Below are 22,429 nucleotides of genomic sequence, written 5' to 3' on the forward strand. Positions count from 1 at the left end.
ATCGCTGCCATGTGGGTCCTGCCGCCAGATCCTTCGCGGTTGGGCCCACTACGCATGCCTGCTGGCAACTGGTAAGAGAAGCTGGAAGTACGAAGTACCGGTAGCGTGTCCCAGGGCACTCTGAGACCTCTTAGGATGGTAAGCCGCGAAAGCCTCGAACCAGCGGCTGCGTCACCAACCCCCTACAGGGCCGAAGGGATGGCTACGGGCACAGTGCCAGACGAAGTGACCATGGCCCGCTACAGGATGGATCAGGTCGATCAGGCACCTGAGTCCCCAGGACTGTATGCGTGGTATGTGAAGTTTCATGCTGATCGTCCCGACTGGGAACTGACACCTACCGCCGATGGAGACGCTTCCATCGATGGCTTCACTAAACTTCTCATGAAGTACGCGGGGTACTTCGAGCCACTCCCAGTCACGTTGCAGGGACGCGGATCTTATGGTTCTAAATGGAGTGGCTCTCTTGAGTTGGATTTCCCCCTCAGACCTCCAGAACCTGAAGTTGAAGCCGACTCACCCGATTCTCCAGGAGTAGATCCCCAGGTTCGTGAGCGGCTCAAGGGTGCTGTCGAATCAGAGCCGCGACGCCGAGTTATGTCGCACATTCTTTCTGTGGCAGTTCCAGTTTTCTCGAGTCCTGTGTATATCGGCGTAGCAGGCAACCTTCGGCAACGACTCAATCAGCACTACGAGGATTTCACCGACGCTCGAGACTATCTCCGAACCCATCCCAGTGCAGTCAATTCAATGAAGCATCATGGGAAAAATTTCGGCTATCGAGCCGCTGGCCGACTCATTGCGCTCGAACGTCTAGAAGTGCGGGTTATGGAACTCGGTGAACAACTTCAAGAGTACTGTAGCACCGAGAATATCCGCGAAGCTGCAGAGTCGGCAGAATGGCTAATGCATAGGATGTTTGGCCCCACCCTTGGGAGGCGTTGAGGTTGTTCGGATCAGTCACAAAACTAACTTTCCGTGAGTTCGTCCAGGGCACCTGGGGAGGTTTCCACACACCAGCAGGCCGGGTGGACTACATCATGACCAAGGCACGGCTCGGTGAGGATTCAGGGGACCCTGAGCGCCTTCTCACCAAAAGCCTCGCTCCGGTCCGTGAAGTAATGAACCCCGACGACCTCGACTTCAATCAGCTGTTGCAGAGGGATCTCGATGACCACCGTGTCGCAGTAAAGCTGATCCCTTACCTCTTGACCCCTCAGCCGACAGGGCCAGCGTTCTTTCCCCCCATTGTCGCTGTTCTTCTCCCCTTCAAAAACAAGAGGCCTTCCTCTTTTCCGGATTTTACGGATCCCGAAACCATAAAAGAGGAAGATTCTAAGTGGGAAGAACTCCGGGCCTCCGATTCCTTCCGGGTGCAGCGACTGCTCGGTGGTAATGGGCGACTTCACGGTGGAAACATAGGGCGTCTTTGGTGGAACCCGTCGGAAGCAAGCCTGGTCGTACTCGACGGGCAGCACCGAGCCATGGCCCTTCTCGCGATTGAACGAACCATGTCAAATTCTTGGCAAGGAAGTCCAGGAGCTCGGTTCCGTTCTTTCTACGAGAACCAAGTGAAGCAGTGCCTCGCAGACGCACAAAGCCAGGCCAAGAAGGACGGTAGAGCAGAATTCGACCTGTCGAAAGTTGAAGTTCCGGTCACGGTATGCTGGTTTCCTGGCCAGAATGGCGAACAAGGGCGACCCCATGAAGCAGCCAGGAAGCTCTTTGTGGATGTCAACAAGGAAGCACGACCGCCGAGCGAGTCGCGGATTATTCTTCTTTCCGACTCCCTCCTCTCCAATGTTCTGGCTAGGAGCATGCTCAGCGACCTCCGAAACCAAACCGACAACTCATTTCTTCCTCTCTATGCGGTCGAATACGACAACCCCGACGCCAAAAGCTTCCGGCCTACGCGTTGGTCGGTTGTAACCAACATCAACCTGTTCAAGGCTGCCGTCGATCGATGCATCTTCGGTCCGATGAAATACATCGAAAACGTTGGTCTCACATATCGAGGCCGCCCCAAGGAATCGGATCGCGATTCGTGCATGCGCACGCAACTCGAGCTGAGCAGCATCTTTCCGGCACATTTCAATGACGGAGGGCTGTCTTTCGAGCGTGAAAGCCTCGGAGACAGAGAGTTCCCCCTCGGCCAGGTCGAGAAGATCAGCGAGCAGTTCTCTAAGACGTGGGGAAAGGCGATCCTCACTGTATTGTCGCAAACTAGGCCCTATGCAGCTCATGCGGAGAGCCTGAACCGCCTAAAGGACCAATGGTCTGTAGCAGACAACTACGCACAGCTCGCACACGATGCGCTCTTCACCGGAGTCGGTGTCTTCTGGACCCTCAAAGAAGGGTATGAGCACTTCCTGGAAAGCCACAACAAGGAATCCAGGACTCAGGTCAAACCCGATGTCGTTCGTGCCTGGACGACACTCACTACGAAGGCAGGAGACTTCGAGTCCATCCGAGCGCACGAATATCTGGGTTCAGGATCGAAGGAAAGCCTTAAGAAAAGCAAGTCCTCCTACGAAACGTTCAACACACACGCATGCCAGCTTGGCCTCATCCTCACGCTTGGATCATTGTGGGCCATCCGATCGAGCCAACAGGGACAGAATGCCTCTATAGCCAAGCTCCCAGACTTTGCTGCTGCCATGGCCGACGGAATCAACGCATATTTCGATCTGGAACATGGAAAGGCAAAAGACCGAAGGCTTTCCTTCAGTCGTGAATCAAAGAACGCTATCAACCAGGTCGGAAATATGGAGTCAGCTCAGGCTGTGTATTTCCGATACTTTTGGATGCAGACGCTGGCCACACCAGAAGCCTGGAGTCACATCGCCCCTTGGTTTGAAAGCCGCGAGAGCTTCGATGTCCACCTTTCAAAGGCTCGGCGCCTCTATCTGAACCTCCTTGAAAATCAGCAAGAGAAAGCAATCAGAACCAGTAACCCGAACATGGGCAAGGAGAAGCGAGAATCCCTTGCAAAAGAACAGGCATCGAAGATCTTGAAGTCGGCGCTTAAGGACTGGTTCGCAGTCTCATCTGAAGAGTATGAATCCTGGCATCAAGGGACCATAACAATTCAGCCAACGCTAGATGCAGACCCAGATGATGAGAGGGCTGAAACACCAGATGAGATTGACGAGCCAAGCCGCCGTTCCCCTCAAAGTCTCGACGATTTTCTGACTCCAGATGCAGATTAGGGCTGGCTTCTCTTGGCTGTCTTCAGCCGTTCGTCACGGTGATGAAGTCCTTCAACCTCAGGAACGGCTGTTGTCAATCCTGCGCACTAGCCGGTGGCCACGCAACTCTCGCCCGCATCTGTGTAGTTCAGCTTCCCAGCCTTGTTCTGTCCCGATCAGGCTGGGGTTCTGATAGAGGCCCGCCTTGGTTTCCATCTGGGACAACCGCTGGTACTTGGGCGCATCTGGGTCTTCGGGAAGCAGAAACTCATGTTTTCTGTGCAGCAGCGGGCGGTCTTCAGATTCCCCATAAGACTGGAAAAAAGTTGTGAACGTAGCAAGGTCGACAGTGTAGGAACTGTTAAGCCGCGGGTGAGGGTCGGTGTCGAAGTCGGGGTAGTCGAACCAGCCGACACCCCGACCTTCGTGCTGGAGCTTGGCGAGGTTCCATGCCGGCGGTCGGCCTGCCGCAATTGCCGCACAGTGCTCGTAGAGCCTGAGAACTATCGGTATTTGCTCAAGGGCGCGGCGGTGAACGTAGAGGGCTGTCGGTGTCAGCTTGCCGGCTTTGGAGCTTCGCATTGCCGCTCGCACGTAGGCATCGTCTCGCAGCTTCAGCAGCAGGCGGTCCGCCCTTCGGCAGGCCTCGGTGTAGGAGGTGAAGAAGGCTCTGATATCGAACTGGACGGCCAGTGGGAGGCTGCTGAACCTCCCGCGTCCGTTGAAAACCTCTAATGCCAGGAACAACAAGGTGTTTAGGGTCGACCGCTTTGCATTCTCTTGAACCTTCTCTGTGTCCACAGCTGTGCGCACTAGCCGCTGCAGTTCCTTGGACTTCAGGTGCCCCAGAGAGCCAAGGACAGACTCGGGCATCTCGTCCAGGCGGGGAGAACGTCCGCGGTGCTCGGTGAAGGAAACCATGGCTGCAACAGCGGACGTGGCATTGTTCGCCTCCCCCACTGCTCTTCGGGAATGATGCGTTGAGCTAGGTAGGCCAGTCGGTCGTTGTCGTGCTTGAAGGCGTAGATGACACCCGGGGCCGCAGAGACACACCGTACCTTCGTGGTGTCTTGGACATAGCGGCGTAGTTCGTTGGCGTCAAAGAGGTGCTGGAACGTCCTGCGTGAAGTGAGAACGCCGTCACTGAACTCCTGGCCTGTGACACGTCGGCGTTCCCAGGTCAAGCGAGTGGATACGACGAGCACATGCTCGGTGAGTTCCCACGCTCGCCTTAGGGTTTGGGCACGTTCTTTGGGGTCCTCGATCACGTTGAGCACGTAGGTGAGCAGGACTGTGTGGGAGAGCTGCGGCTTGATCCGGGGTGAGAAGACTGGATCCCATCCTTGAGCTGGCACCCCGAGCTTACGGAGTGCCTCAACATCGCCCCCTCGCCCGCATCCGTAGTCAAGGACAGTGGTGTTTGCTGCGATCTGTCTCTCTGCCAACGCTGTTCGAGCAGGAACGGAAAGTCCTCGCCGAGCGATTGCCGTCAATCGCCGCTCACTTTCCCATTCGGACGTAACGCTGGCCACCATATTCCTACCTTTTAAGTCTCGGTTCGTGAGAACGTACACGCGCCAGGTTTTTCGAAGGGGTTAAGGTATGTTCCCCCTGGGGGCTGGTGCAGGAACGACATGCCTGACCATCAGAGTTTAAGTTTTCCAGCTTTCCCTGCTCGACAGGCGATGTACGGGCTACTTTTAAAGCTGACGTGTCCTGCGTTTTCGAAGTCGGGTTTCATCCTGGGTCCACATGGCCTCAAGGAGGGCATTGTGGGGCTTCGTGGATACCTCGCTGAGTTCCGTTGTAAGGTCTTGGGCTTGGTCCACGCTGGACACAGCTTCGCCGATGTGGTAAGCCATCCGTCCAAATGCTCTCTGTCCTAGCTCTACAGCATGCGGGAACGTTAGGGCCCAGGTGCATCATCACCACCGCGGACGAGCCCGATGCGGTGTACATGGAATCCGTGGAGGAGGGCCGCATCATCTCCGCATCGGTCGATATTTGCCGGATCCGTATGGTGCTCACTGCTCTGGAAGGAGCCTCTCGGCGCCCGCAGGAGAGCTTGCAGGCCGTCCGCGATGAGATGAGGAAGATCGACAATGAGTGACTGGCACAAGAGCAGTTGCAGCGGCGGGTCGAACGAGTGCATCGAGGTCCAGGAGCACAGCGCCGGAGCGGACGTGCGCGACACGTAGAACCGTTCACACGGCTAACTCGCCTTCGCCTCGGACGAGTGGAAGGCCTTCGTCAGCACCCTTCACCTGACCAGCGAGTGAACGCCTACGAGATGGTCTCGCCGTTCTCCAGGTAGACCATTGTGCCCTCCTGGCGTGCGCGTGCGCCATGGGCGATCCTGCGCGCGAGCCGAGGGATCGTTGCCGCCTCGATCGTGGCTACGTCGTGGAACTCGTATCCGGTCAGCTCGGTCGGATCGAGGGTGATCTGGTCCAGCCGCTCCTGGCCTAGCACTCCCCCGTCGAAGACGAACAGCTGCTTGTCTCCCTCGGAGGGGTTGGGCGCCCAGTCCACGACCAGGAGGCGCCCGATGGGCGGAGCGATCCCCAGCTCCTCCTTCACCTCGCGCACCACGGCCTGGGTCGGTGTCTCCCCGTGCTCGATGTAGCCGCCGGGGATGTCCAGGTAGTCCTTGTAGGAGGGAACCACCATCATCACCTGACCGAGGTGATTGAAGAACAGGGCACCTGCGGCGACCCGGGGGCGGGAGAAGGATTCTGTGGGATCAGAGGCCATGCCCCGACACTAACGGCCTTCGCGTCAGAACATCCCCATCCGGTGCGCCAGATCCGCCAGCCTTCGCTCCCGCCTACCTGCCTTGGTCCGCATCATGCGCCCCATGATCTGATGACTCATCACGTGCCGGTGGACATGAGAGGCTGCCAACCTCTCCGCCTCCAGCATGCGCTCAACGGCTGACGGGATCTCGTTGACGTTCGCGAACGCTCCGGCCACGTCGAAGAGGTGACGTACCCGCCTCTCCCGTGGCAGGGCCGCGGTATCGACACCAACTCCCAGTTCGAGGACAGCACGCGGATCTCCGAGACTGGCGGCAACGGTCACTCTGTGCAGGACCACGTTGGTCGGCCCGAACGCCGTCCACAGATGGTTGGCGTCCCGCCCGAGCCGGGAAGCGACGCGTTCGGCTTCCTTCAGGTACTCCATCGCGCTGGCACGATCCCCGTTGCGCGCTGCGGCCACGGCTCCCGGCAACAACAGGGTGCCGTAGACGGACAACAGCTGCGCGTTGGTGGGACGACTGCCCTGCTCCCGCCGCAGATACGAAGCGGCTTCCTCTGTCAGTGCGACAGCCGTCTCATGTTGCCCGCGTGAGTGGAGTGAGTGCACCCCCGAACGCATCAGGGAACCCTGCAGGGGCAGATCGCCGTAGTCGAAGGCCGCCTTCATCCCTCGCTCCGTCGCGATCCAAGCCAGATCTGATTCTCCGACCTTGGTGAGGATCATCGCGCACGCCTGACAAGCCAGGGCGAGCAGAGCTCCGGCCCGTCGCCTCTGCTCACCCTCGTAGACACGCACCGCGTTCTGCGCCCGAGCGAGGAGATCGGGGAGCCCACGAAACACCCGGCTGTAGTCGGATGCTTGATAGGCGCCCATGACCGTTTCCGCCTCGTTTCGAAGAAAGCGCAGGTCCGGTTGCTCACCGTTGTTGTCGGCGAACGGGAAAACCGGGCTGATCTGTCGGTAGTCCATCAAGACTGACCGGATCTGTGCGACATGCACGTCCGTTTCCTCATGGTGCCCATGGTGCGCGTGGTCTCCGATCAGAGCGATGACGGGAACGCCGAGGGCCTCGGCCAGTGAGCTGATCACCGAGAGTCGGTCCAAGGGCGCCCGGTCGTTCTCGACCTTGCCCAGCCAGTCGGCCGTTCTCCCGACCAGACCAGCCAGTACCTCTTGAGAAAGGCCGCGTCGGAGCCGGTGCCAGGCGACCCGCTGGCCGGGGCTGAGCTGAGGGGAACTCGGAGGCATCAGAGCCCTTCCCAAACACCCCGGAATTTCTTTCCGGGTCACGCGGAGAATGTGGCCTTAACTTCCTAACACCCCGTCCACCCGCAGAGAAGGCCCGGTCATCCCTCTCATCTGACATTCCCTCGAAGCTCGTTAACGGACCTGACCAAAGAGGAGACAGTCAATGCGCATAACCTGCCACGAAGACCTCGTTCCCAGCACGGACTCCGGGTTCAACGTGGTCGAACGCAAGGGCATCGGTCACCCCGACTCGCTCGCCGACCTCATCGCGGAGGAGTTCTCCCGCCGCTACTCACTCCACGGACTCGACCGGTTCGGAGCAGTCCCGAACCACTGGGTGGACAAGGTCGCCCTGGTCGGCGCCGAGGCTGAGGTCGTCTTCGGCCGCTACACGGTTCACAAGCCCATCAGCGCTTACCTGTTCGGCAAGGTGACGCGCTCGGTGGGCGACCGGCCCATCCCGATCGAGGACATGTTCCGGGCGGCGGTCGAGGACGTCCTGGCCGAGGCGACCGGTAGTAAGGACATCGTCCGTTCCGTGCGCAGCCTCGTGGAGAACACCGCGGGTATCGGAGCGGACCACCCCGCCTCGTTCTACCGCCCCTCCGCTGGCGAGGAGTGCCGTGTACCGGGTGGCGGCGCGCTGGCCAACGACACGGCCTTCTGCAGCGCTTACGCCCCTGCTGATCTCTTGGACGTCTTGGCGATCGACGTGGAGAACCACGTCAACGGTCCCTCCTTCAAGGACGGGCTTGACGGCCTCGGTTCCGACGTCAAGGTCATGCTGGTCCGGTCGGGGAGCGTGCTGGAGGTGACGGTCTGCCTTCCGGTGCACCCTGAGGCGGTCGGCTCACACCGTGAGTACACGGCCCTGGTATCCGAGGCGTATGGCCGCCTCGACGACTTCATCAACGAGCACCCGATCGTCCGGCGGAAACCGTGGCTGACGCGGTTGAGCGTCAACACCAAGGACCACGGCAGCGGTGCCTACCTGGCGCCCTTCGGGACATCGCTGGGCAAGGGCGACTGCGGGCTCGTCGGCCGGGGCAACAAGGCCAACGGCGTCATCTCCGCCAGCGGCGGCGCGGGGGTGGAGGCCCTGGCCGGGAAGAACCCCGTGCACCACACCGGGAAGCTGTACACGCTTGCCGCCGCGCGCCTGGCTGACCGCATCCACGCCAATCTCGGTGTGCCCAACGAGGTCGTGCTCGTGTCGCGCAACGGCGATCGCTTGGAGGACCCGTCGTTCGTGGGCGTTCGACTGGCACGGCGCGGCAGCCGTCTCGACCGCGATGCCGTGCAGGAGTTGACCGCCGCGACGCTGGCCGAGCTTCCGCTGCTCTCCGAGCGACTGCTCACGCTGTCCCCGATCGACCGCTTCCGCGACCCGTCGCTGGTCCTGGAGGTGTGAGCCGATGGCGGACATCGACCTGGCCGAACGCAGCGTCGTCCTGGTCACCCTGGACTCGTGCCGCTACGACGTCGCGGCGAGCGCACACACCCCGAACCTGGCGAAACTCGGCCCGCTGCTGAAGGCCGAGAGCCCGGGAACCTACACGCTCCCCGCCCACGCCGCGTTGTTCAACGGCTTCCTGCCCCGGCCGGTCTCAGGGCCTTTCCCACTCGGCGGAAACAGCGTGGACACCATCTGGCGTTCAGCCGCGGCCCGGCCCTCGAAGCGCCACGCCGTCCCCTTCGACGGGCCCACGCTGATGGCGCACTACAGCGGTAAGGGCTACCGAGTGGTGGGCGCGGGCGGCGTGACCTTCTTCGACTCCTCGGAGCCGGCCAACGGCCTGCCGAGACTGTTCCCGGAGTTTCACTACTTCGGTCGGCCCTGCCGCCCCTCAGCCACTCCAAGGGCTCGTGTCGCCGATCGCGGTGAAGACCTGCCGTTGGCCCACACTCGGATGCTCGCGGACCTGTGTCTGGAGGCCGAACGGTTCTTCCTGTTCGTCAACTGCTCCAGCACGCACATCCCCTACACGACCCCCTTCAGCCCCCTCACCAAGCGGAACAAGGAGCTCCTCCAACGCCTCTACCAACTGCACGACTCCCAGCAGAACGCCTCCGACGATGACCTGCTGACCGCTGAAGACATCGAAGTACTCCTGGACATGCAGAGGCGCGCCCTGGAATGGGCCGATACCCGTTTGGGCGACCTGTTCTCACGGCTGGAGGCACGGTGCCCCTTGGTGGTGGTCTGCGCCGACCACGGCGAGGAGTTCGGAGAAGGCGGCAGGTTCGGCCACGCGCACCCGCATCCGACGGTCGCCACGGTGCCCCTGTGGTGCGGCGTGTTGGGTGGGGGATGATCCATGGCCGATCTTCAACCCTGGTTCATGCATCCCGCGATCACCGCGGCTTCCTCCGAGGGAGTCCGGACACGGCTGGGCATCTCCCCCAACCACGCGTCCTTCCGCGCCGGCGTCCTTCGAACCCATCTGCTCACCGCGCTTCTGGCCCACAGGGCCGCACAGCATCTCGGTGTCTGTACGCAGGTGGCGGTTCGGTGGGACGACAGCGACAGCCTGCGCAGCCGCGACGAACACCGATCACGGCTTCTCCGAGAGCTCACGCAGGTGGCTCAGATACCGGTCAAGGACGAACAGCGGGTCTTCCGCCAGAGCCAGCGAGGTTACCGGTACCAGCAGGCCTTACAGCGGCTGGATATCCAAGGTCTCCTGGTGACGAGGCGAGGACTCGTTTGCCTCGATGTGGCCGCCACGGACCGGCTCATGACCGAACAGGGCATCTGTTCCAAAGCTCTGACCGCCTCGGTGGCGGTGAACGCCACCACAGCCCTCACTCCGGCGCAGGCGACGGTTCCGCTCATGCGCGGTGACGGGCGGGCCCTGTGGCATCTGGCCACGGTCGTGGATGACATCGAACAGCGCACGACCCTGATCGTCCGGGGCACCGACAAACGCGACGCCACACCCGTCCAGGTCCGCCTGTACTGGGCCCTGAACGAGGGAATGCGCCCTCCGGCGCACCTGTTCCTGCCCAAACTGCTGGAGCCGGGGTCTGTAGTACCTCGTATCTCAGACCTGCTCGAACAGGGCGTCAGGCCCTCGACGCTGCGGTGCTTCCTCGCTGAGCCGTACCTGAGCCAACTGCAACCAGCTGCTCTGCCGGTCAGCTTCTCCGACCTGGTGGACCAGGTCCGTACGGTTCTTCCTCGGCACGGGGACAGCCTTCTGGACGAACGACGTCTACGGTCTCTGGACCGGAAGGTGTCCGTCACCCTCGCTCCAGAGGTGGCCAAACAGGAACTGGGTGATCGCTGTCCGGGGGCGCCCCCGCGCGTCACCACATGGATTAGCCGGTGTTACCCGCGTCCGCTATCTCAACAGGCCCGGCTGTGCCGGGCACTCACCGACATCGAGATCAACCATGAACCACCTCCCGACCAAGCGGAGGAGGCGTGGTGGTGGCTGGACTCCTGGCTACGCGACATGGCCAAGGGCCCGCCCCCGCATCCGGTGCGCTGGGTGCTCACCGGACAGCGGGACGGGCCCCGGGCGTCAAAACTGCTGGAGGTCTTCCCTCCGCATCTGGTGCCCCTGCGGCTGGCCTCGGCCCGTCAGGCGTTGAGCCGCTCCAGCGCCGCGCGCAGCCGCTCCAGTGTGCGCTCGCGACCCAGCAGTTCCAGTGACTCGAACAGAGGCAGGCCAACCGTGCGGCCGGTGACCGCGACCCGCACCGGCGCCTGAGCCTTGCCGAGCTTGAGCCCTTGGGCGGCCCCAGCCTGCTCAAGGGCTCCCTTCAAGGACTCGGCGTCCCAGCTCAGGGACTCGTCGGAGAAGGCGGCGATCGAGGCGGTAAGCATCTCCGCGCCGATCCCGGGCTTCATGGCCTTGGCCCAGCTCTTGTCATCGAAGACGGGCATGTCCAGGAAGAGGAAGTCCACGTTCGGCACGATCTCGCTGAGCACCGCCACCCGGCTCTGCGCCAACGGGGCGATTGTGGCGAAGACGCCCGGGTCGAAGTCCTCACGCCGCCACGGCACGTCCTCACCCTCCAAGTAGGGGGCGCAGCGCTTGACGAAATCATCCACCTCCAGGGCGCGGATGTAATCGCCGTTGAAGGCGCGCAGCTTCTTCTCATCGAAGAAGGCGGGCGAGGAGTTCACATCCGACAGCGCGAAGAGCGGAATCATCTCCTCGATGGGCATGATCTCGCGGTCGTCCCCGGGAGCCCACCCCAGCAGCATCAGGTAGTTGACCATGGCCTCGGGCAGGAAGCCCTCGGCCTGATAGGACTCCATGGCGACCTTGTCCCGGCGCTTGGACAGCTTCTGGCGCTTCTCGTTGACCAGCACCGGGGCGTGCGCCCACACCGGCGGCGTGTGCCCGAGTGCCTCCCACAGCAGCTGCTGCTTGGGGGCGTTGGACAGGTGCTCCTCACCGCGGATGACGTGGGTGATGCCCATCTCGACGTCATCGACCACGTTGGCCAGCACGAACAGGGCGGTGCCGTCAGCGCGGGCGATGACGAAGTCCTCCAGGGCCTCGTGCGGGAACTCCACCCGACCCCGGATCTGGTCTTCGACCACGGTCGGGCCGCCCTCAGGAATCCGGAAGCGCAGAGCCCTTCCGGGCCCGGCCTCCAGACCGCGGTTCCGGCAGAACCCGTCATAGCCCAGGTTGGGGTTGTCGCGTCGGGCCTGGACCTGTTCGCGGGTGCAGTCGCAGTAGTAGGCCAGACCTTCCTTGCGCAGGCGCTGGGCGGCCTCGGTGTGCTGGTCGGCGTAGTCGGTCTGGGAGTAGGGGCCCTCGTACTGGGTGGCGTCCACACCCAGCCAGGCCATCGCGGCCAGGATGCCCTCGGTCCATTCGGGGCGGGAGCGGGCGGCGTCGGTGTCCTCGATCCGCAGCACCATGGTGCCGCCGGATTGTCGTGCGACCACCCAGTTCAGCAGCAGGGACCGGGCGTTGCCCACGTGGAACATGCCGGTCGGGGAGGGAGCGAACCTGGTGCGGATCGAGGTGTCAGTCACGGCCCAGAGCCTAGCGCGAAGCCTTGGCGCAACAGGGCTGAAGCACGTATTCGCCCCGTTGGCCAAGGCAGAGTTGTCTACGCGGAGACGAGAGCGCCGCGCGGGTGCTCGCCTCTCAGCTCACCGGCCAGAGCGCCCGCGTGGAAGGCGTCCCATTCGGCCTTGGTGTAGGTCAGGGTGGGGGAGTTGGGCATTCCGGTGTCGGTGAGGGTGAAGCCGCCGTCGGGGAGGAATGTGGCGTGCAGGCGTCTGAAGACGGTTCTGCCACTCACGACCTGGTCGAGGAAGTACTCCCAGTCGGCGTGAGGAACGGTGAGCGTGGGCCCGGCGGGGTTCTTGGTGTCACCGACCTCGATCGCGCCCACATACGGGACCCTGATCTGGACACACCCTTGAGGGTTGGTGCTGAGACTCGACTTCACCCATGCCGTAGGCAGAACCTGGTCTTCCTGGGAGGGGCGACTCACTTCAGCTCCTTGAGGGTTTTGGCGAGGTAGTCCGTGGTGTCCTCGGGACTCAGCGCGATCTCTTCCAGTCGCTTCAGCAGGAGCTTACAGCGGCGTACTTCGCGTGGTTTGAGCAGGAAGCTGTTGCCCGTGCTGCCCTCCGCGTGGGCGACCGGGGGCTGGTCCTGGAACTCCAGGAGGGCGACGTTCCCGTTCAAGCCGACGTGTGCCCCCAACGAGAAGGGGAGCACCTGGATGCTGATGTGGGGCTTCGCCTGTTCCTCGATCAGGTGCTGGATCTGCTCGCGCATCACCTCGGTGCCACCGATCGGCCTCATGAGGGCCGCTTCCTCCATCACTACCGACAGGCGCAGAGGCGGTTCGCGGTCGAAGAGCTCCTTGCGGCGCATCCGGACGTCGACCAGGAGGTCGATGTCCTCCGGAGGCTTGCCGAAGGTGGCTCCATGAAGGACCGCGCTGGCGTACGCCCGGGTTTCCAGCAGGCCATGGACGAGCGTGGTCTCGTAGGCGTGCACGGACACAGCGTCGAGCTCAAGACCGATATAGGTGTCGAATCGGGGAGGTAGGACCTCGTCGTAGGCCTCCCACCAACCGGCTTCGGAAGCGTCGTCCAAGAGTCGGTGCAGTGACTCCCTCTCACCGCTCTCTTCCACCCTGAACAGGTCCAGGAGCTTGTCGAGCTGCTCGGCGTCAGGGACGAGGCTTCCGCCCTCGAACTTGCTGATCGTAGAAGGCGCGCATCCGATGTCCGAGGCGACGCGAGCGCCGGTCAGCTTCCCGTCCGAACGCAGTTTGCGCAGGTGGGCGCCAAGCTTGCGGCGCGCTGCAGCCGGGCTGCGCTGAGCTTCCACGTCGTTCCTCTCATCCCGTTCTCGCGGCTCCGATGACCGGTGGGCACGCCCACTCACCATAAGTCTTGGGCCCCCTCAGATATGCCCAGATCCTTCCGAGCACTTGCCAGGAAAGTTCCTGGAATGCATTATGAGATCAGTGAGCGTTCGGTTGATCGCCCTCAGTGATGGGTGTCGGGTGGAAGCTCGCCGCCGGTGATGGACGTTGCCTGGGAAACCAGGTGTGTAAGACGCCGCCCGGCATGCAGGTTCACGCCGGAGCGAGATCAGTACCTTCCGCGCCGGGTGCCAGTCCATCCCTTCTCTTGGAAGGTCACGATGAGCAGCTTTGACATACCGCGGCAGCGGAGGACGCAAGACGAGGACAGCGGCCCAGCTATGGGAGGAAGTGGTCTACCCCGACGGGTGTCCGGTGGCAAACGAGGCGTGAGGGTGGCGATCTTCGGCCCGTTGCCCTCACAGGTGCGGCAGATGCGCGCTTGGTGTCGTAACGGCGTATCCGTGGACCCGCTTCGCGCTCTGCGCATCGAGTTGGTGGCCAGCGAGCTGGCGACCAACGCGCTGACTCACTCGGCGTCAGGCCAGGCGTGCGGGCACATTCGGGTGGAGATGGAGTCGCTGCCCGGCCGACTCGTCCGTATCGCGGTCACCGATGACGGACCGCGCCCGGGGCACACCGTCTGCCTGCCGCGCCTGTCATCGGAGGTCGACGCTCTGACGGCGTGCGGACGAGGGCTTCGCCTCGTAGACCGTCTGTCCATGGAGTGGGGCTGGAACGGCGAACCCGGTACGCCCCTGACGGTGTGGGCGCACATCGACCCCTACGCGCCCGTCCCCGACCCCGACGACGCCGTCGCGGCCTGAGCAGCCCGGAATGGCGTGGGACCGAAGCCAGGACGCCACCCAGTACGAGGCCGCCCGCCTGCTGGAACAACTCCACGAACACTGGTGGGTGCTGTGGGGACCGGCTTCGCGCCGCTTCTTCGCCTTCCACCTCGGCCCGCATCGTGTTCCGCCGCTGAGCGCAGCCACACCGCAGCTGCTGGACGCGGCCATCCGCGCCACCGAGCGCGAACTTCGATCCCTTCGACCGTGAGCGGGAAGCGCAGCCCTACCCGGGGCCAATGACACCCGCGCACAGAACAGAAAACAAGGTGCCCCGACCGGTGCTCTAACACCGGACCGGGGCGCGATCAACCACCTGAGCAAGCAGGAGGAAGACCGTGGAACACCCTATCGGCAGGCACCGCAGGCCTCGCCAGAGTCTGGCCGGGCGTGTGTGGTCGCTGACCGCCGCCATGTTGGCCATCGCCCTGGCCTACGTGTTCGTCCCCCAACACCACCGACGCCCCGGGCCGGAGCGGACCGCGATCACGCCGTCGCCCCGCCGCCGAGAACTGCCGCCCGCGCTCGTACCCGCTGAGCGACGCCCTGTCCAGGAGCTGACGGGTTTCCTCGGCGAGCAGATGCGGCGAGCGAACGTCACTCGAACTTCCTCACCTGGAGAGAGTGCTCACCGAGCGCGAGCACTACGTACCGAGACGGGCGGTGAGGTGCTCGCTCCCCACCCCGGTCTCGACGCGGTCGGAGGAACTCTGGTCCGGCCCTACCTGCTCTCACTGGCCCCTGACCTTCGCGAATCTGGTGTTCCGGCTCCGCGCGTTCCGGTCGGTGATCTGCTGGCCGAACCCGTGAAGGAGCAGTCCGACGACTTCGCGGATCTGGCTGCCGTCATCCGCGTCTACCTCGACAGGGTCGGGTGAGCGCCATGACGACGACCCTCACTCCTGTCCCGGCTCCGGAACCGATGCCGTCCCCGCCCCGGCGGGCGTCGACCTGGTGGGAGCACCGCGTCTACCGCTCGGACCTGGCCCAGGCCCGACAGGTCCGCGCCGACCTGCGCGCCGATCTGGCGGGGTTCGATCCCGACCTGGTGGACAGCGTGCTGCTGTGCGCGGCTGAACTGGCCGCCAACGCCGTCAAGTACGCACCCGAGGGCCGGGAGTTCCTGCGTGCCCTCGCCCTCCTGGACGAACGCACGCTGTGGCTGGCCGTGGTGGACGAAGGGGGCGGCACTGGCCTTCCCCGCATCCCGCACGACCGGTCGGAGGACGAGTGGTCGTGGGCCGAGGGGCGGCGCGGCCTGATGCTCGTCAACTCCCTCGCCCAGGCATGGGGCCACTACCCGGTGGGACCTGGCAGCGCCCGTCTGGGTCTCGGAGTCTGGGCGACCTTCCCGGTGTCACCCGACGAACGCCCCCTCGGGCTTCCGGGGTTCGTGATGAACAGCTGACCAGGCTCTGAACCTGAGTCGCAGTGGGCGGCGTCTGTCACGGGCGCCGCCCACCGTCATGTCTGGAAGCCGTATTACTGGTGATGCTGGCCGACTGGAGAGTGTTTCCGCAGGTAGGCGAGTTGGACATCGAAGAGGCGTGAGCTTACCGACAGTTTTTCTCCGAAGGGTCGTCCGTAACCACTTGTGCGCAGGCCAGATGAGGGGCTAACTTCATCTCTGTCACGGAGAGTGACAAGAAAATTACTCCAGGGAGCCCTCTGTGGTGCGTGGATTCCTGTTGTCCCTGTCAGGCGTGCTGCTCCTGACAGGGTGTACCGCGGAAGCGGACGAGGCAGCCGAACCGGTCGTTCAATCCTCAGCCATTCCGTCTGGAACGGAAGCTCCGGAGAAGTCACCGGAAGAAGAGGCCGTCGACACCTACCTGCGGTTCTGGGACGCGATCGTTCTCGCTTCGGCGGAAATGGACCCGGACCATCCGGACCTGGAGAAGTACGCCGCCGACCAGGCGCTCGAACTTGCACAGCGAGGTGTTCAGGGGGTCGCTGACGCTGGTGAAGGCATGGAAGGCGAGCCGGTTCCGACTCCTGAAGTGGTCTCCGCGGAGCCTGACGGTGAACCGAGGTCGATCGTGATCAGGGACTGCCAGGGAGCCGGTGACTGGAAGGTCGTCGGGGAACCCGAACCGAGGTTTGACGACGTGCGTGTGGACGCCAGGGTGAACCGGGACGTCTTCGCCTGGCGGGTCGTCGAGATGCAGCTGTGGGGGGATGACTCGTGCTGATCGCGAAGTCCGCTTTCGGCGTCATCGTTCTCGGCATGGCAGTTATGTCTCCAACGGTTCTGCCGCAGGGCGATCCGGATTTCCGGGGCACTGCGATCTGCGGAGAGGGTGGTTGCTCCGCCTTCGCCGAATCCGGGCAGCACAGCGGTGGCTCGTCGGACAGCGCACCCCGACCCGACAGCGGCGCAACCGCCGTGCTCTCCGCCGAGGACCCGTGCGTGGAGATGGACCAGGCGGAACCGGGCTGGACCTGCGTCGCCTCGACCAGGTCCGGCCCGGGCGGCGGGGGAACCGTCAGCCCGCGCGAGGCCGCCGAACAGGCACGGGCATCCATGAGCCTGCCCGCGCCCGCCCTGGCCTCCTCGCCCGCCGAGGACACGGTCGTGCACTTCCCGGTATGGCTGTGGGTGGACGGCGCCGACTGGGAACCGGTCAGTGCGACCGCCTCCGTCTCCGCAGGGTCGGTCACCGTGACCGCCGTGCCGCAGCAGCTCCGCTGGGACATGGGCGACGGAACGGTGCTCTACTGCGACGGGCCCGGGACCGTGTTCGACCCCGCGCGCCACGACTCCCAGAAGCCCTCGCCCGACTGCGGCCACGCCTACACCCGCACGTCGCGTAACCAGCCCGACAGCCGCTTCCCGGTCGCCGCCACGGTGTCCTGGACGGTGGAGTGGACCACCAGCGCGGGTGGCGGAGGCACCCTCGACCCGTTGACGACCAGCGCCTCCGACAGCGTCCGCGTGCGCGAGGTCCGCGCGCTGGTCACCGACGGCTGAGCACGGCAGGGACCTCGACGCACCAGGCAGGGACGGGAGCACAGGGCGTGACGACGTTGACCAAACCCCACTCAGGCGACCGGAAGACCGGGAAACCCCGGCTGTCCGCCGTCCGCCGCCGCGGCTGGAAGCGGCCCTTCGCCGGGATCGCCGCCATGGTTCTGGGCGGCGTCGTCGCCGCCTGGGCCGCCACCCGCGAGGAGGAGCCCGCGACGGTCCTGGTCGCGGTCAACGACGTGGAGGCCGGTGACGGCCTCGACATCGCCGACCTGCGGGTCGTGTCCGCGTTCGGTGTGGAGGAGCTGGATCTGGTCACGGTCCCCGAGGCCCTGCGCGGCCGGGCGGCGGCACCGATCCCGGCCGGAACCGTGCTCACCGGCCCGATGATCGCCGACACCTCCTCCTGGCCCGCGCCGGGACAGGCGGTGGTCGCGGTGCAGACCACGCCGGGGATGCTGCCGGAGTCCGCGGGCAAGGGCGCGCTGCTGCTGGTGATCGCCGAGGAGGGCGACCCCTTCCACGCCCGCCTGCACTCGTCGGGGGACGAGGAGGCGCCCGCGGACGCGCGGGTCGTGGAGCTGCTGGTGGTGGACGAGGACGCGGCCGGGGTGGCCCGGGCCGTGGACGAGCCGGGCACGCGCCTGGTGCTCATGGCCGAGCCGTAGGACGACAGAGCAAGACGCAAGGGGGAGACCATGATCATCGCGGTGTGTTCGTTCTCGGGAGCTCCGGGGGTCACAACCCTGGCGACCGCCTTGGCGGCGGTGTGGCCCACGGGCCCGCTCACCGTTCCGGTACTGGTGGAGGCCGACGCCAGCGGCGGTGACCTGGCCGTGTGGCACCGGCTCGTCGGCCGACCCGGGCTGGTCTCGCTCGCGGCGTCGGTCCGGGCCGCATCCGAACCGGACGGGGAGCAGGGGGCGCGGCGCGCCCTGCTGGCGCACGCCGCCGAACTCCCCGGAGGGCTGCGGGCCCTGGCCGCGCCGACCACGGCGCACGAGGCCTCCGCCGTGGTGACCGCGCTCGCCCACCGCGCCCGCGTCCTGCGGGGCGGGTTGACCGTCCTGGACCTGGGCCGGGTGGCCCCGGGGAGCGCGGGCGCGCACCTGCTCACCCTGTCCGACGCCGTCGTGCTGACCGTCGCGGGCGACGACGCCGCGCAGATCCACCGCGTCTCGCGCTGCCGTGACGTCCTGGAGTCCTTGGCCGGCAAAGGCGCCGCGGTCGGCCTGGCGGTGCACGGCTCCCGTTTCTCCACCAGTGAGATCACCGCCCAGACCGGCTGCCGGGTGTGGGCCCAACTGCCGCACGACCCGACCGGCGCGGCGTTCCTGCGCGGAGAGGACTCCCGCCCGCGGAATCTGCGCGAACGCGTGGCCGCCTGGTCGCACGCCCGCCACAACCCCGACGGCGTCGAGTGGATGCCGCTGCTGGCCGCAGCCCGCGGCCTGGCCGAACGGGTCGACGACATGGTGGACGCCGCCGCGACCCTGCGCCGCTTCGAGGAGGCGTTCGCCGCGTGAGCACCTCCGACACCTCCCGTGTGGCCACCCCGAGCGGCCAACGCGTCACACCGCACCTGGCCGAGACCGCCGCACAGCTGGCCGACCGCGTCACCGACACCCTGGTCCGCCAGGAAACCGACACCCCGGCGCGCGAAGGCCACCGCACCCGTCGCGAACGCGCGGACGCGCTGCTCGCCGCCCTGCTGGAGGAGTACGCCTGCCGCGCCCTCACCGGAGCCGCCCGCGCCCTGACCGGCCCCGAGGAGGAGTGGGTCCGCGCCCGCGCCCTGGCCCAGGTCTGCGGGCTCGGCCCCCTCGAACTCCTGCTCGGCGAACCCGGCGTGCGCGACATCCACATCAACGGCACCCGCGTCTGGGTCGACCTCGGCGACGGCCGCCGCGAGGAGCGCGCGCCCGTCACCTCCACCGACGAGGAACTCGTCGCCCTCGTCCGGCGCCTGGCCGGACAGGCCCCCGGCGGAGAACGGCGCTTCGACGCCTCCGCGCCCCTGCTGAGCATGGAACTCACCGGCGGCGCGCGCCTCTCCGCCGTCATGGGCGTCTCCCGGCGCCCGGCCGTCACCATCCGCCGCCACCCCGAACGCGAACTCACCCTGTCCGACCTCACCGCCTCGGGCATGCTCACCCGCCCCGTGCGCTCCCTGCTCACCGCGGCCGTGCGCGCCCGGCTCAACCTCGTCATCGGCGGCGCCACCGGCTCGGGAAAGACCACGCTGCTGCGCGCCCTGGCCCGCCACATCCCGCCCTTTGAACGCGTCATCACCGTCGAGGACGCCTTCGAGCTCAGGCTGGACGCCGACGAGGACCTCAACTGCCTCGCCCTCCAGGGCAGGCCGCCCAACACCGAGGGCGCCGGGGAGATCACCCTGGCCGACCTTGTCCGCCACGCGCTGCGCATGTCCCCGGACCGGGTCATCGTCGGCGAGACCCGCGGACAGGAGACCGTCGCCCTCCTGCACGCCATGACCATGGGCACCGACGGTTCCATGGCCACCGTGCACGCCTCCTCCTCGGCGCAGATCCTCACCAAGCTCGCCACCTACGCCAACCAGGCCAGCGAACGCCTGACCCTGGAGGAGAGCGGAGTCCTCATCTCCTCCGCCGTCCACCTGGCCGTGCACATCGACACCGACGAGCACGGCGGCGGTCGCGTCAGCAGCATCCGCGAGGTCGTCGGCGTCGACGGGCCGCAGGTGGTCACCAACGAGGTCTACGCCCGCGAACACGGCGGGTTCACCACCCCGCTGAGCCCGCAGTACACCCGCAAGCTCACCCGCGTCGGTTTCGACCCGGCCAGCCTGTTCGAGGACGCGCGGTGACCACCGTCCTGGCCGCGAGCCTGGGCGGCGCCGCGGTCGGCCTGGGCCTGGTGCTGCTCTGGCCCGTGCTCACCGCCGCCCCCGGGAGCCTGCGCTCGCGGGTCAGCGTGCGCCGCGACACCGTGTTCCGGGCGGCCGCCGCACTCGGCTCGGGCACGCTCGTCTGGGGCGTCACCGGCTGGCCCGTCGCCGCGGCCCTGGCCGCCGCTGCCGCCTGGTGGCTGCCCGCCGTCCTGGGACCCGACCGGGCCACCGCCGCCGAGATCGCCCGCATCGAGGCCGTCGCGGGCTGGACCGAACAGCTGCGCGACCTCATCACCGCATCCTCCGGGCTTTGCCAGGCCATCTGGACCTCCTGTGCCATCGCACCCGAGGCCGTGCGCGGCGACGTGCAGGGCCTGGCCGCGGACCTGACCGCGGGCAACGACCTGGAGGACGCCCTCACCGCCTTCGCCCACCGCGTCGACAACGAGACCGCCGACCTGGTGGCCGCCGCGCTGTCCATGGCCGCCCACCGGCACGCCGCCGACCTGGGCACCCTCCTGGGCAGCCTGGCCGAAGCAGCGCGCGACCGCGCGTCCATGCTCGTGCGCACCTCCACCTCCCGGGCACGCACCCGCACCTCCGTCCGCATCATCATCGCCGCCTCCCTCGCCATGGTCATCGGCATGGCCGCCCTCAACGGCCCCTACTTCGCCCCGCTCGGCTCGACCACCGGCCAACTCGTGCTCGCACTGGTCGGAACCGTGTGGGCGGCGGCGCTGTGGTGGCTGACCCGCCTGTCCGCCCCGCCGCGCACCGAACGCGTGTTGTCGGCCCACGAGCAGGAGGAACGCATATGAGCGTGTTCGCGGCGGCCCTGGGCGGGGCCGCCGTGGGAGCCGGACTGTGGTGGGCGGCGCGGGTGCTGAGCCGCCCCGACCTCGCCGACCTCCTCCCGCCGCCGGACCTGGAACAGGAAGGGGTGCAGAGGCGGGAGCGGGAACACACGTGGGGGCGGGCGGGGCAGAGGAGGGGAACAGGGGCCACCGGGATCGTGGGCGCCGCCGCGAACGCGGCGCGGGCCGGAGGGGGAGTGCTGGCCCGGCTCGGCTGGCCCGGCCCCCGAACCCGGCGCGACCTGGCCGTGTGCGGCATCGACACCGACCGCCACGGAGCCGAGACGACCGTGTCCGCGTTCGCCGGAGCCACCCTGTTCCTTGCCCTGCTGGCCACCGCCGTGCCGCCCGCGTCACCGATGCCGCTCACCGCCGCACTGGGACTCGGCACGTCCTTCTTGGGGTTGTGCCTGGTCGCACCCGCGCTCGTGCTCCGCCACAGGGCGGCCCGGAGCCGCGCCCGGCTGGGCGCGGTCACCTCGGTCATCGCCGACCTCGTCGGGGTCGCCCTGGCCGGGGGGTCGGGGGTCACCGGAGCGCTCACTTCCGCCACCCGGCGCGGGAACGGACCGGCCTTCGACCTGATCCGGCGCTGCCTGCACGAGGCCAATCTGCGCACCCGCCCGCCCTGGGACGCCCTGTCCGACCTCGCGGAGCGGACCGGTGTGCGAGAACTGGACGAACTCGCCTCCTCCATCCGCATCGCCGGAACCGACGGCGCCCGGGTGCGCGCCTCGGTCCGCGCCAAGGCCGCCGCCCTGCGCACCCACCGCCTCGCCGCCCTGGAAGCGCAGGCACACGAGGCCACCGAGCGGATGACTCTGCCGGTCATGCTGCTGGTGCTCGGCTTCCTGCTGCTCATGGGCTACCCCGCCGTCACGCACGTGACCAGCGGGTTCTGAGCCGAGATCCGACATCCCAGACGCGTCAGCCATTCGCTGTCCACCGCCCGCCGTCCGCCGTCCGCTTTCAGCGGGCGTCCAGTCACCGACCACCGAACGCCAGCCACCCGCCAGCGGCCACCACCGGCACACAGACACCGGCCCGCAGGCACCGGCCACCGAGAAAAGGGGCAACCACATGCGCCAGGCCCTGCGCCGCGCCCTCACCGCACTCGTCCTCGGCACGCGCCGCCACGGTCGCGCAGCGGACCGGGGATCGACCACCACCGAGTACGTGCTCATGCTCGTCGTCGCCATCGGCATCGCCACGGCGGTCGGCGGCATCCTCACCCCGAGGATCATCGAGAGCGCCCAGTCCGTCGACCTGGGCGTCACACCGTGAGGAACCGGCCGAGGCGGGACGGCAGTGGCGGACGGGACTGCTCGGACGCC

General features: G+C 66.1%; 23 protein-coding genes and 1 pseudogene. 18 read left to right on the plus strand and 6 right to left on the minus strand.

Features of this window, described 5'->3' with window-relative positions:
- Positions 1-231: 231 nt before the first annotated feature.
- Positions 232-945, plus strand: a complete 714-nt coding sequence (locus G011_RS31640) for a hypothetical protein (protein WP_155979730.1) — start codon at positions 232-234, stop codon at positions 943-945.
- 83 nt (positions 946-1,028) lie between these two features.
- Positions 1,029-3,209, plus strand: a complete 2,181-nt coding sequence (locus tag G011_RS29575) for a DNA sulfur modification protein DndB (RefSeq protein ID WP_231391392.1) — start codon at positions 1,029-1,031, stop codon at positions 3,207-3,209.
- A 57-nt stretch (positions 3,210-3,266) separates the two neighbouring features.
- Here the strand turns inward: G011_RS29575 and G011_RS32335 are convergent.
- Positions 3,267-4,723 (minus strand): annotated as a pseudogene (locus G011_RS32335) (DNA phosphorothioation-associated putative methyltransferase).
- Between the two features lie 335 nt (positions 4,724-5,058).
- Between G011_RS32335 and G011_RS32340 the strand changes: the two are divergent.
- Both G011_RS32340 and G011_RS30995 read left to right on the plus strand, forming a co-directional pair.
- The gene (locus G011_RS32340; RefSeq protein WP_019607775.1) at positions 5,059-5,298 is read left to right on the plus strand and encodes a Scr1 family TA system antitoxin-like transcriptional regulator; all 240 of its coding nucleotides are present in this window, start codon (positions 5,059-5,061) and stop codon (positions 5,296-5,298) included.
- The gene (locus G011_RS30995) at positions 5,291-5,386 is read left to right on the plus strand and encodes a DUF397 domain-containing protein (RefSeq protein WP_019607776.1); all 96 of its coding nucleotides are present in this window, start codon (positions 5,291-5,293) and stop codon (positions 5,384-5,386) included. The genes G011_RS32340 and G011_RS30995 overlap by 8 nt, the downstream gene beginning before the upstream one ends.
- An 85-nt stretch (positions 5,387-5,471) precedes the next feature.
- Here G011_RS30995 and G011_RS0106565 read toward each other — a convergent pair whose 3' ends face one another.
- Together G011_RS0106565 and G011_RS0106570 are read right to left on the minus strand one after the other, a co-directional pair.
- A complete protein-coding gene (locus G011_RS0106565) occupies positions 5,472-5,942 on the minus strand; it encodes an NUDIX hydrolase (protein ID WP_026338083.1) in 471 nt (156 codons plus the stop codon).
- A gap of 24 nt (positions 5,943-5,966) precedes the next feature.
- On the minus strand, positions 5,967-7,196 hold the full coding sequence (locus G011_RS0106570) for a helix-turn-helix domain-containing protein (RefSeq protein ID WP_026338084.1): 1,230 nt from the start codon (positions 7,194-7,196) through the stop codon (positions 5,967-5,969).
- Positions 7,197-7,359: 163 nt separating this feature from the next.
- Here G011_RS0106570 and G011_RS0106575 point away from each other — a divergent pair, with 163 nt between their 5' ends.
- A complete protein-coding gene (locus tag G011_RS0106575; protein ID WP_019607779.1) occupies positions 7,360-8,607 on the plus strand; it encodes a methionine adenosyltransferase in 1,248 nt (415 codons plus the stop codon).
- 4 nt (positions 8,608-8,611) lie between these two features.
- Entirely contained in the window at positions 8,612-9,511 is a 900-nt protein-coding gene (locus G011_RS0106580) for a sulfatase-like hydrolase/transferase (RefSeq protein ID WP_019607780.1), read from the plus strand.
- Positions 9,512-10,782: 1,271 nt separating this feature from the next.
- On the opposite strand, the gene gltX is transcribed toward G011_RS0106580, so the two are convergent.
- The 3 genes from gltX to G011_RS0106600 form a co-directional block, all read right to left on the minus strand.
- Entirely contained in the window at positions 10,783-12,198 is a 1,416-nt protein-coding gene (gltX, locus tag G011_RS0106590; RefSeq protein WP_081642932.1) for a glutamate--tRNA ligase, read from the minus strand.
- Between the two features lie 77 nt (positions 12,199-12,275).
- On the minus strand, positions 12,276-12,665 hold the full coding sequence (locus G011_RS29585; RefSeq protein ID WP_231391394.1) for a DUF397 domain-containing protein: 390 nt from the start codon (positions 12,663-12,665) through the stop codon (positions 12,276-12,278).
- Positions 12,662-13,516, minus strand: coding sequence for a helix-turn-helix transcriptional regulator (locus G011_RS0106600; protein WP_019607783.1), 855 nt, complete (start codon positions 13,514-13,516; stop codon positions 12,662-12,664). Before G011_RS0106600 ends, G011_RS29585 begins: the two co-directional genes overlap by 4 nt.
- Positions 13,517-13,987: 471 nt before the next feature.
- On the opposite strand from G011_RS0106600, the gene G011_RS0106605 reads away from it, so the two are divergent.
- The 12 genes from G011_RS0106605 to G011_RS0106660 all read left to right on the plus strand — a co-directional run bounded on the left by G011_RS0106605 (position 13,988) and on the right by G011_RS0106660 (position 22,379).
- The gene (locus G011_RS0106605) at positions 13,988-14,380 is read left to right on the plus strand and encodes an ATP-binding protein (RefSeq protein WP_255342110.1); all 393 of its coding nucleotides are present in this window, start codon (positions 13,988-13,990) and stop codon (positions 14,378-14,380) included.
- 10 nt (positions 14,381-14,390) lie between these two features.
- Positions 14,391-14,612: a hypothetical protein gene (locus G011_RS0106610; RefSeq protein WP_019607785.1), complete on the plus strand. Its 222-nt coding sequence runs from the start codon at positions 14,391-14,393 to the stop codon at positions 14,610-14,612.
- Between the two features lie 127 nt (positions 14,613-14,739).
- On the plus strand, positions 14,740-15,279 hold the full coding sequence (locus G011_RS31645) for a hypothetical protein (RefSeq protein WP_036552294.1): 540 nt from the start codon (positions 14,740-14,742) through the stop codon (positions 15,277-15,279).
- A gap of 5 nt (positions 15,280-15,284) precedes the next feature.
- Positions 15,285-15,809, plus strand: a complete 525-nt coding sequence (locus tag G011_RS0106620) for an ATP-binding protein (RefSeq protein ID WP_155979731.1) — start codon at positions 15,285-15,287, stop codon at positions 15,807-15,809.
- A 295-nt stretch (positions 15,810-16,104) separates the two neighbouring features.
- Positions 16,105-16,593, plus strand: coding sequence for a hypothetical protein (locus G011_RS0106625; RefSeq protein ID WP_231391396.1), 489 nt, complete (start codon positions 16,105-16,107; stop codon positions 16,591-16,593).
- 224 nt (positions 16,594-16,817) lie between these two features.
- Positions 16,818-17,372, plus strand: coding sequence for a hypothetical protein (locus G011_RS0106630; RefSeq protein WP_231391402.1), 555 nt, complete (start codon positions 16,818-16,820; stop codon positions 17,370-17,372).
- 47 nt (positions 17,373-17,419) lie between these two features.
- Entirely contained in the window at positions 17,420-18,037 is a 618-nt protein-coding gene (locus tag G011_RS0106635; protein ID WP_019607790.1) for an SAF domain-containing protein, read from the plus strand.
- Positions 18,038-18,067: 30 nt separating this feature from the next.
- Positions 18,068-18,895 carry a hypothetical protein gene (locus G011_RS29595; protein WP_051104330.1) on the plus strand — a complete coding sequence of 276 codons (828 nt, stop codon included), beginning with the start codon at positions 18,068-18,070 and terminating at the stop codon, positions 18,893-18,895.
- Complete coding sequence (locus tag G011_RS0106645) at positions 18,892-20,217, plus strand: CpaF family protein (RefSeq protein ID WP_019607791.1); 1,326 nt, start codon at positions 18,892-18,894, stop codon at positions 20,215-20,217. Before G011_RS29595 ends, G011_RS0106645 begins: the two co-directional genes overlap by 4 nt.
- Positions 20,214-21,059: a type II secretion system F family protein gene (locus tag G011_RS0106650; protein ID WP_019607792.1), complete on the plus strand. Its 846-nt coding sequence runs from the start codon at positions 20,214-20,216 to the stop codon at positions 21,057-21,059. The genes G011_RS0106645 and G011_RS0106650 overlap by 4 nt, the downstream gene beginning before the upstream one ends.
- Positions 21,056-21,997 (plus strand): type II secretion system F family protein, encoded by a 942-nt coding sequence (locus G011_RS0106655; RefSeq protein WP_019607793.1) that lies wholly within the window; start codon positions 21,056-21,058, stop codon positions 21,995-21,997. Before G011_RS0106650 ends, G011_RS0106655 begins: the two co-directional genes overlap by 4 nt.
- A gap of 178 nt (positions 21,998-22,175) precedes the next feature.
- Positions 22,176-22,379: a hypothetical protein gene (locus G011_RS0106660; protein ID WP_019607794.1), complete on the plus strand. Its 204-nt coding sequence runs from the start codon at positions 22,176-22,178 to the stop codon at positions 22,377-22,379.
- The last annotated feature ends 50 nt before the right edge of the window (positions 22,380-22,429 follow it).

Origin of the sequence: Nocardiopsis sp. CNS-639 (assembly GCF_000381685.1) — a bacterium.
Classification (GTDB): domain Bacteria; phylum Actinomycetota; class Actinomycetes; order Streptosporangiales; family Streptosporangiaceae; genus Nocardiopsis; species Nocardiopsis dassonvillei.

Bases quoted from the DNA above. Each gene is read 5' to 3' on its own strand.
- G011_RS0106660 (WP_019607794.1), top strand. From the start codon at position 22,176: ATGCGCCAGGCCCTGCGCCGCGCCCTCACCGCACTCGTCCTCGGCACG.
- G011_RS0106575 (WP_019607779.1), top strand. From the start codon at position 7,360: ATGCGCATAACCTGCCACGAAGACCTCGTTCCCAGCACGGACTCCGGG.
- G011_RS0106655 (WP_019607793.1), top strand. From the start codon at position 21,056: ATGAGCGTGTTCGCGGCGGCCCTGGGCGGGGCCGCCGTGGGAGCCGGA.
- G011_RS30995 (WP_019607776.1), top strand. From the start codon at position 5,291: ATGAGTGACTGGCACAAGAGCAGTTGCAGCGGCGGGTCGAACGAGTGC.
- G011_RS0106605 (WP_255342110.1), top strand. From the start codon at position 13,988: ATGCGCGCTTGGTGTCGTAACGGCGTATCCGTGGACCCGCTTCGCGCT.
- G011_RS0106630 (WP_231391402.1), top strand. From the start codon at position 16,818: ATGGACCAGGCGGAACCGGGCTGGACCTGCGTCGCCTCGACCAGGTCC.
- G011_RS0106610 (WP_019607785.1), top strand. From the start codon at position 14,391: ATGGCGTGGGACCGAAGCCAGGACGCCACCCAGTACGAGGCCGCCCGC.
- G011_RS0106580 (WP_019607780.1), top strand. From the start codon at position 8,612: ATGGCGGACATCGACCTGGCCGAACGCAGCGTCGTCCTGGTCACCCTG.
- G011_RS31640 (WP_155979730.1), top strand. From the start codon at position 232: ATGGCCCGCTACAGGATGGATCAGGTCGATCAGGCACCTGAGTCCCCA.
- G011_RS0106565 (WP_026338083.1), bottom strand. From the start codon at position 5,942: ATGGCCTCTGATCCCACAGAATCCTTCTCCCGCCCCCGGGTCGCCGCA.
- G011_RS29595 (WP_051104330.1), top strand. From the start codon at position 18,068: ATGATCATCGCGGTGTGTTCGTTCTCGGGAGCTCCGGGGGTCACAACC.
- G011_RS32340 (WP_019607775.1), top strand. From the start codon at position 5,059: ATGCTCTCTGTCCTAGCTCTACAGCATGCGGGAACGTTAGGGCCCAGG.
- G011_RS0106620 (WP_155979731.1), top strand. From the start codon at position 15,285: ATGACGACGACCCTCACTCCTGTCCCGGCTCCGGAACCGATGCCGTCC.
- G011_RS0106570 (WP_026338084.1), bottom strand. From the start codon at position 7,196: ATGCCTCCGAGTTCCCCTCAGCTCAGCCCCGGCCAGCGGGTCGCCTGG.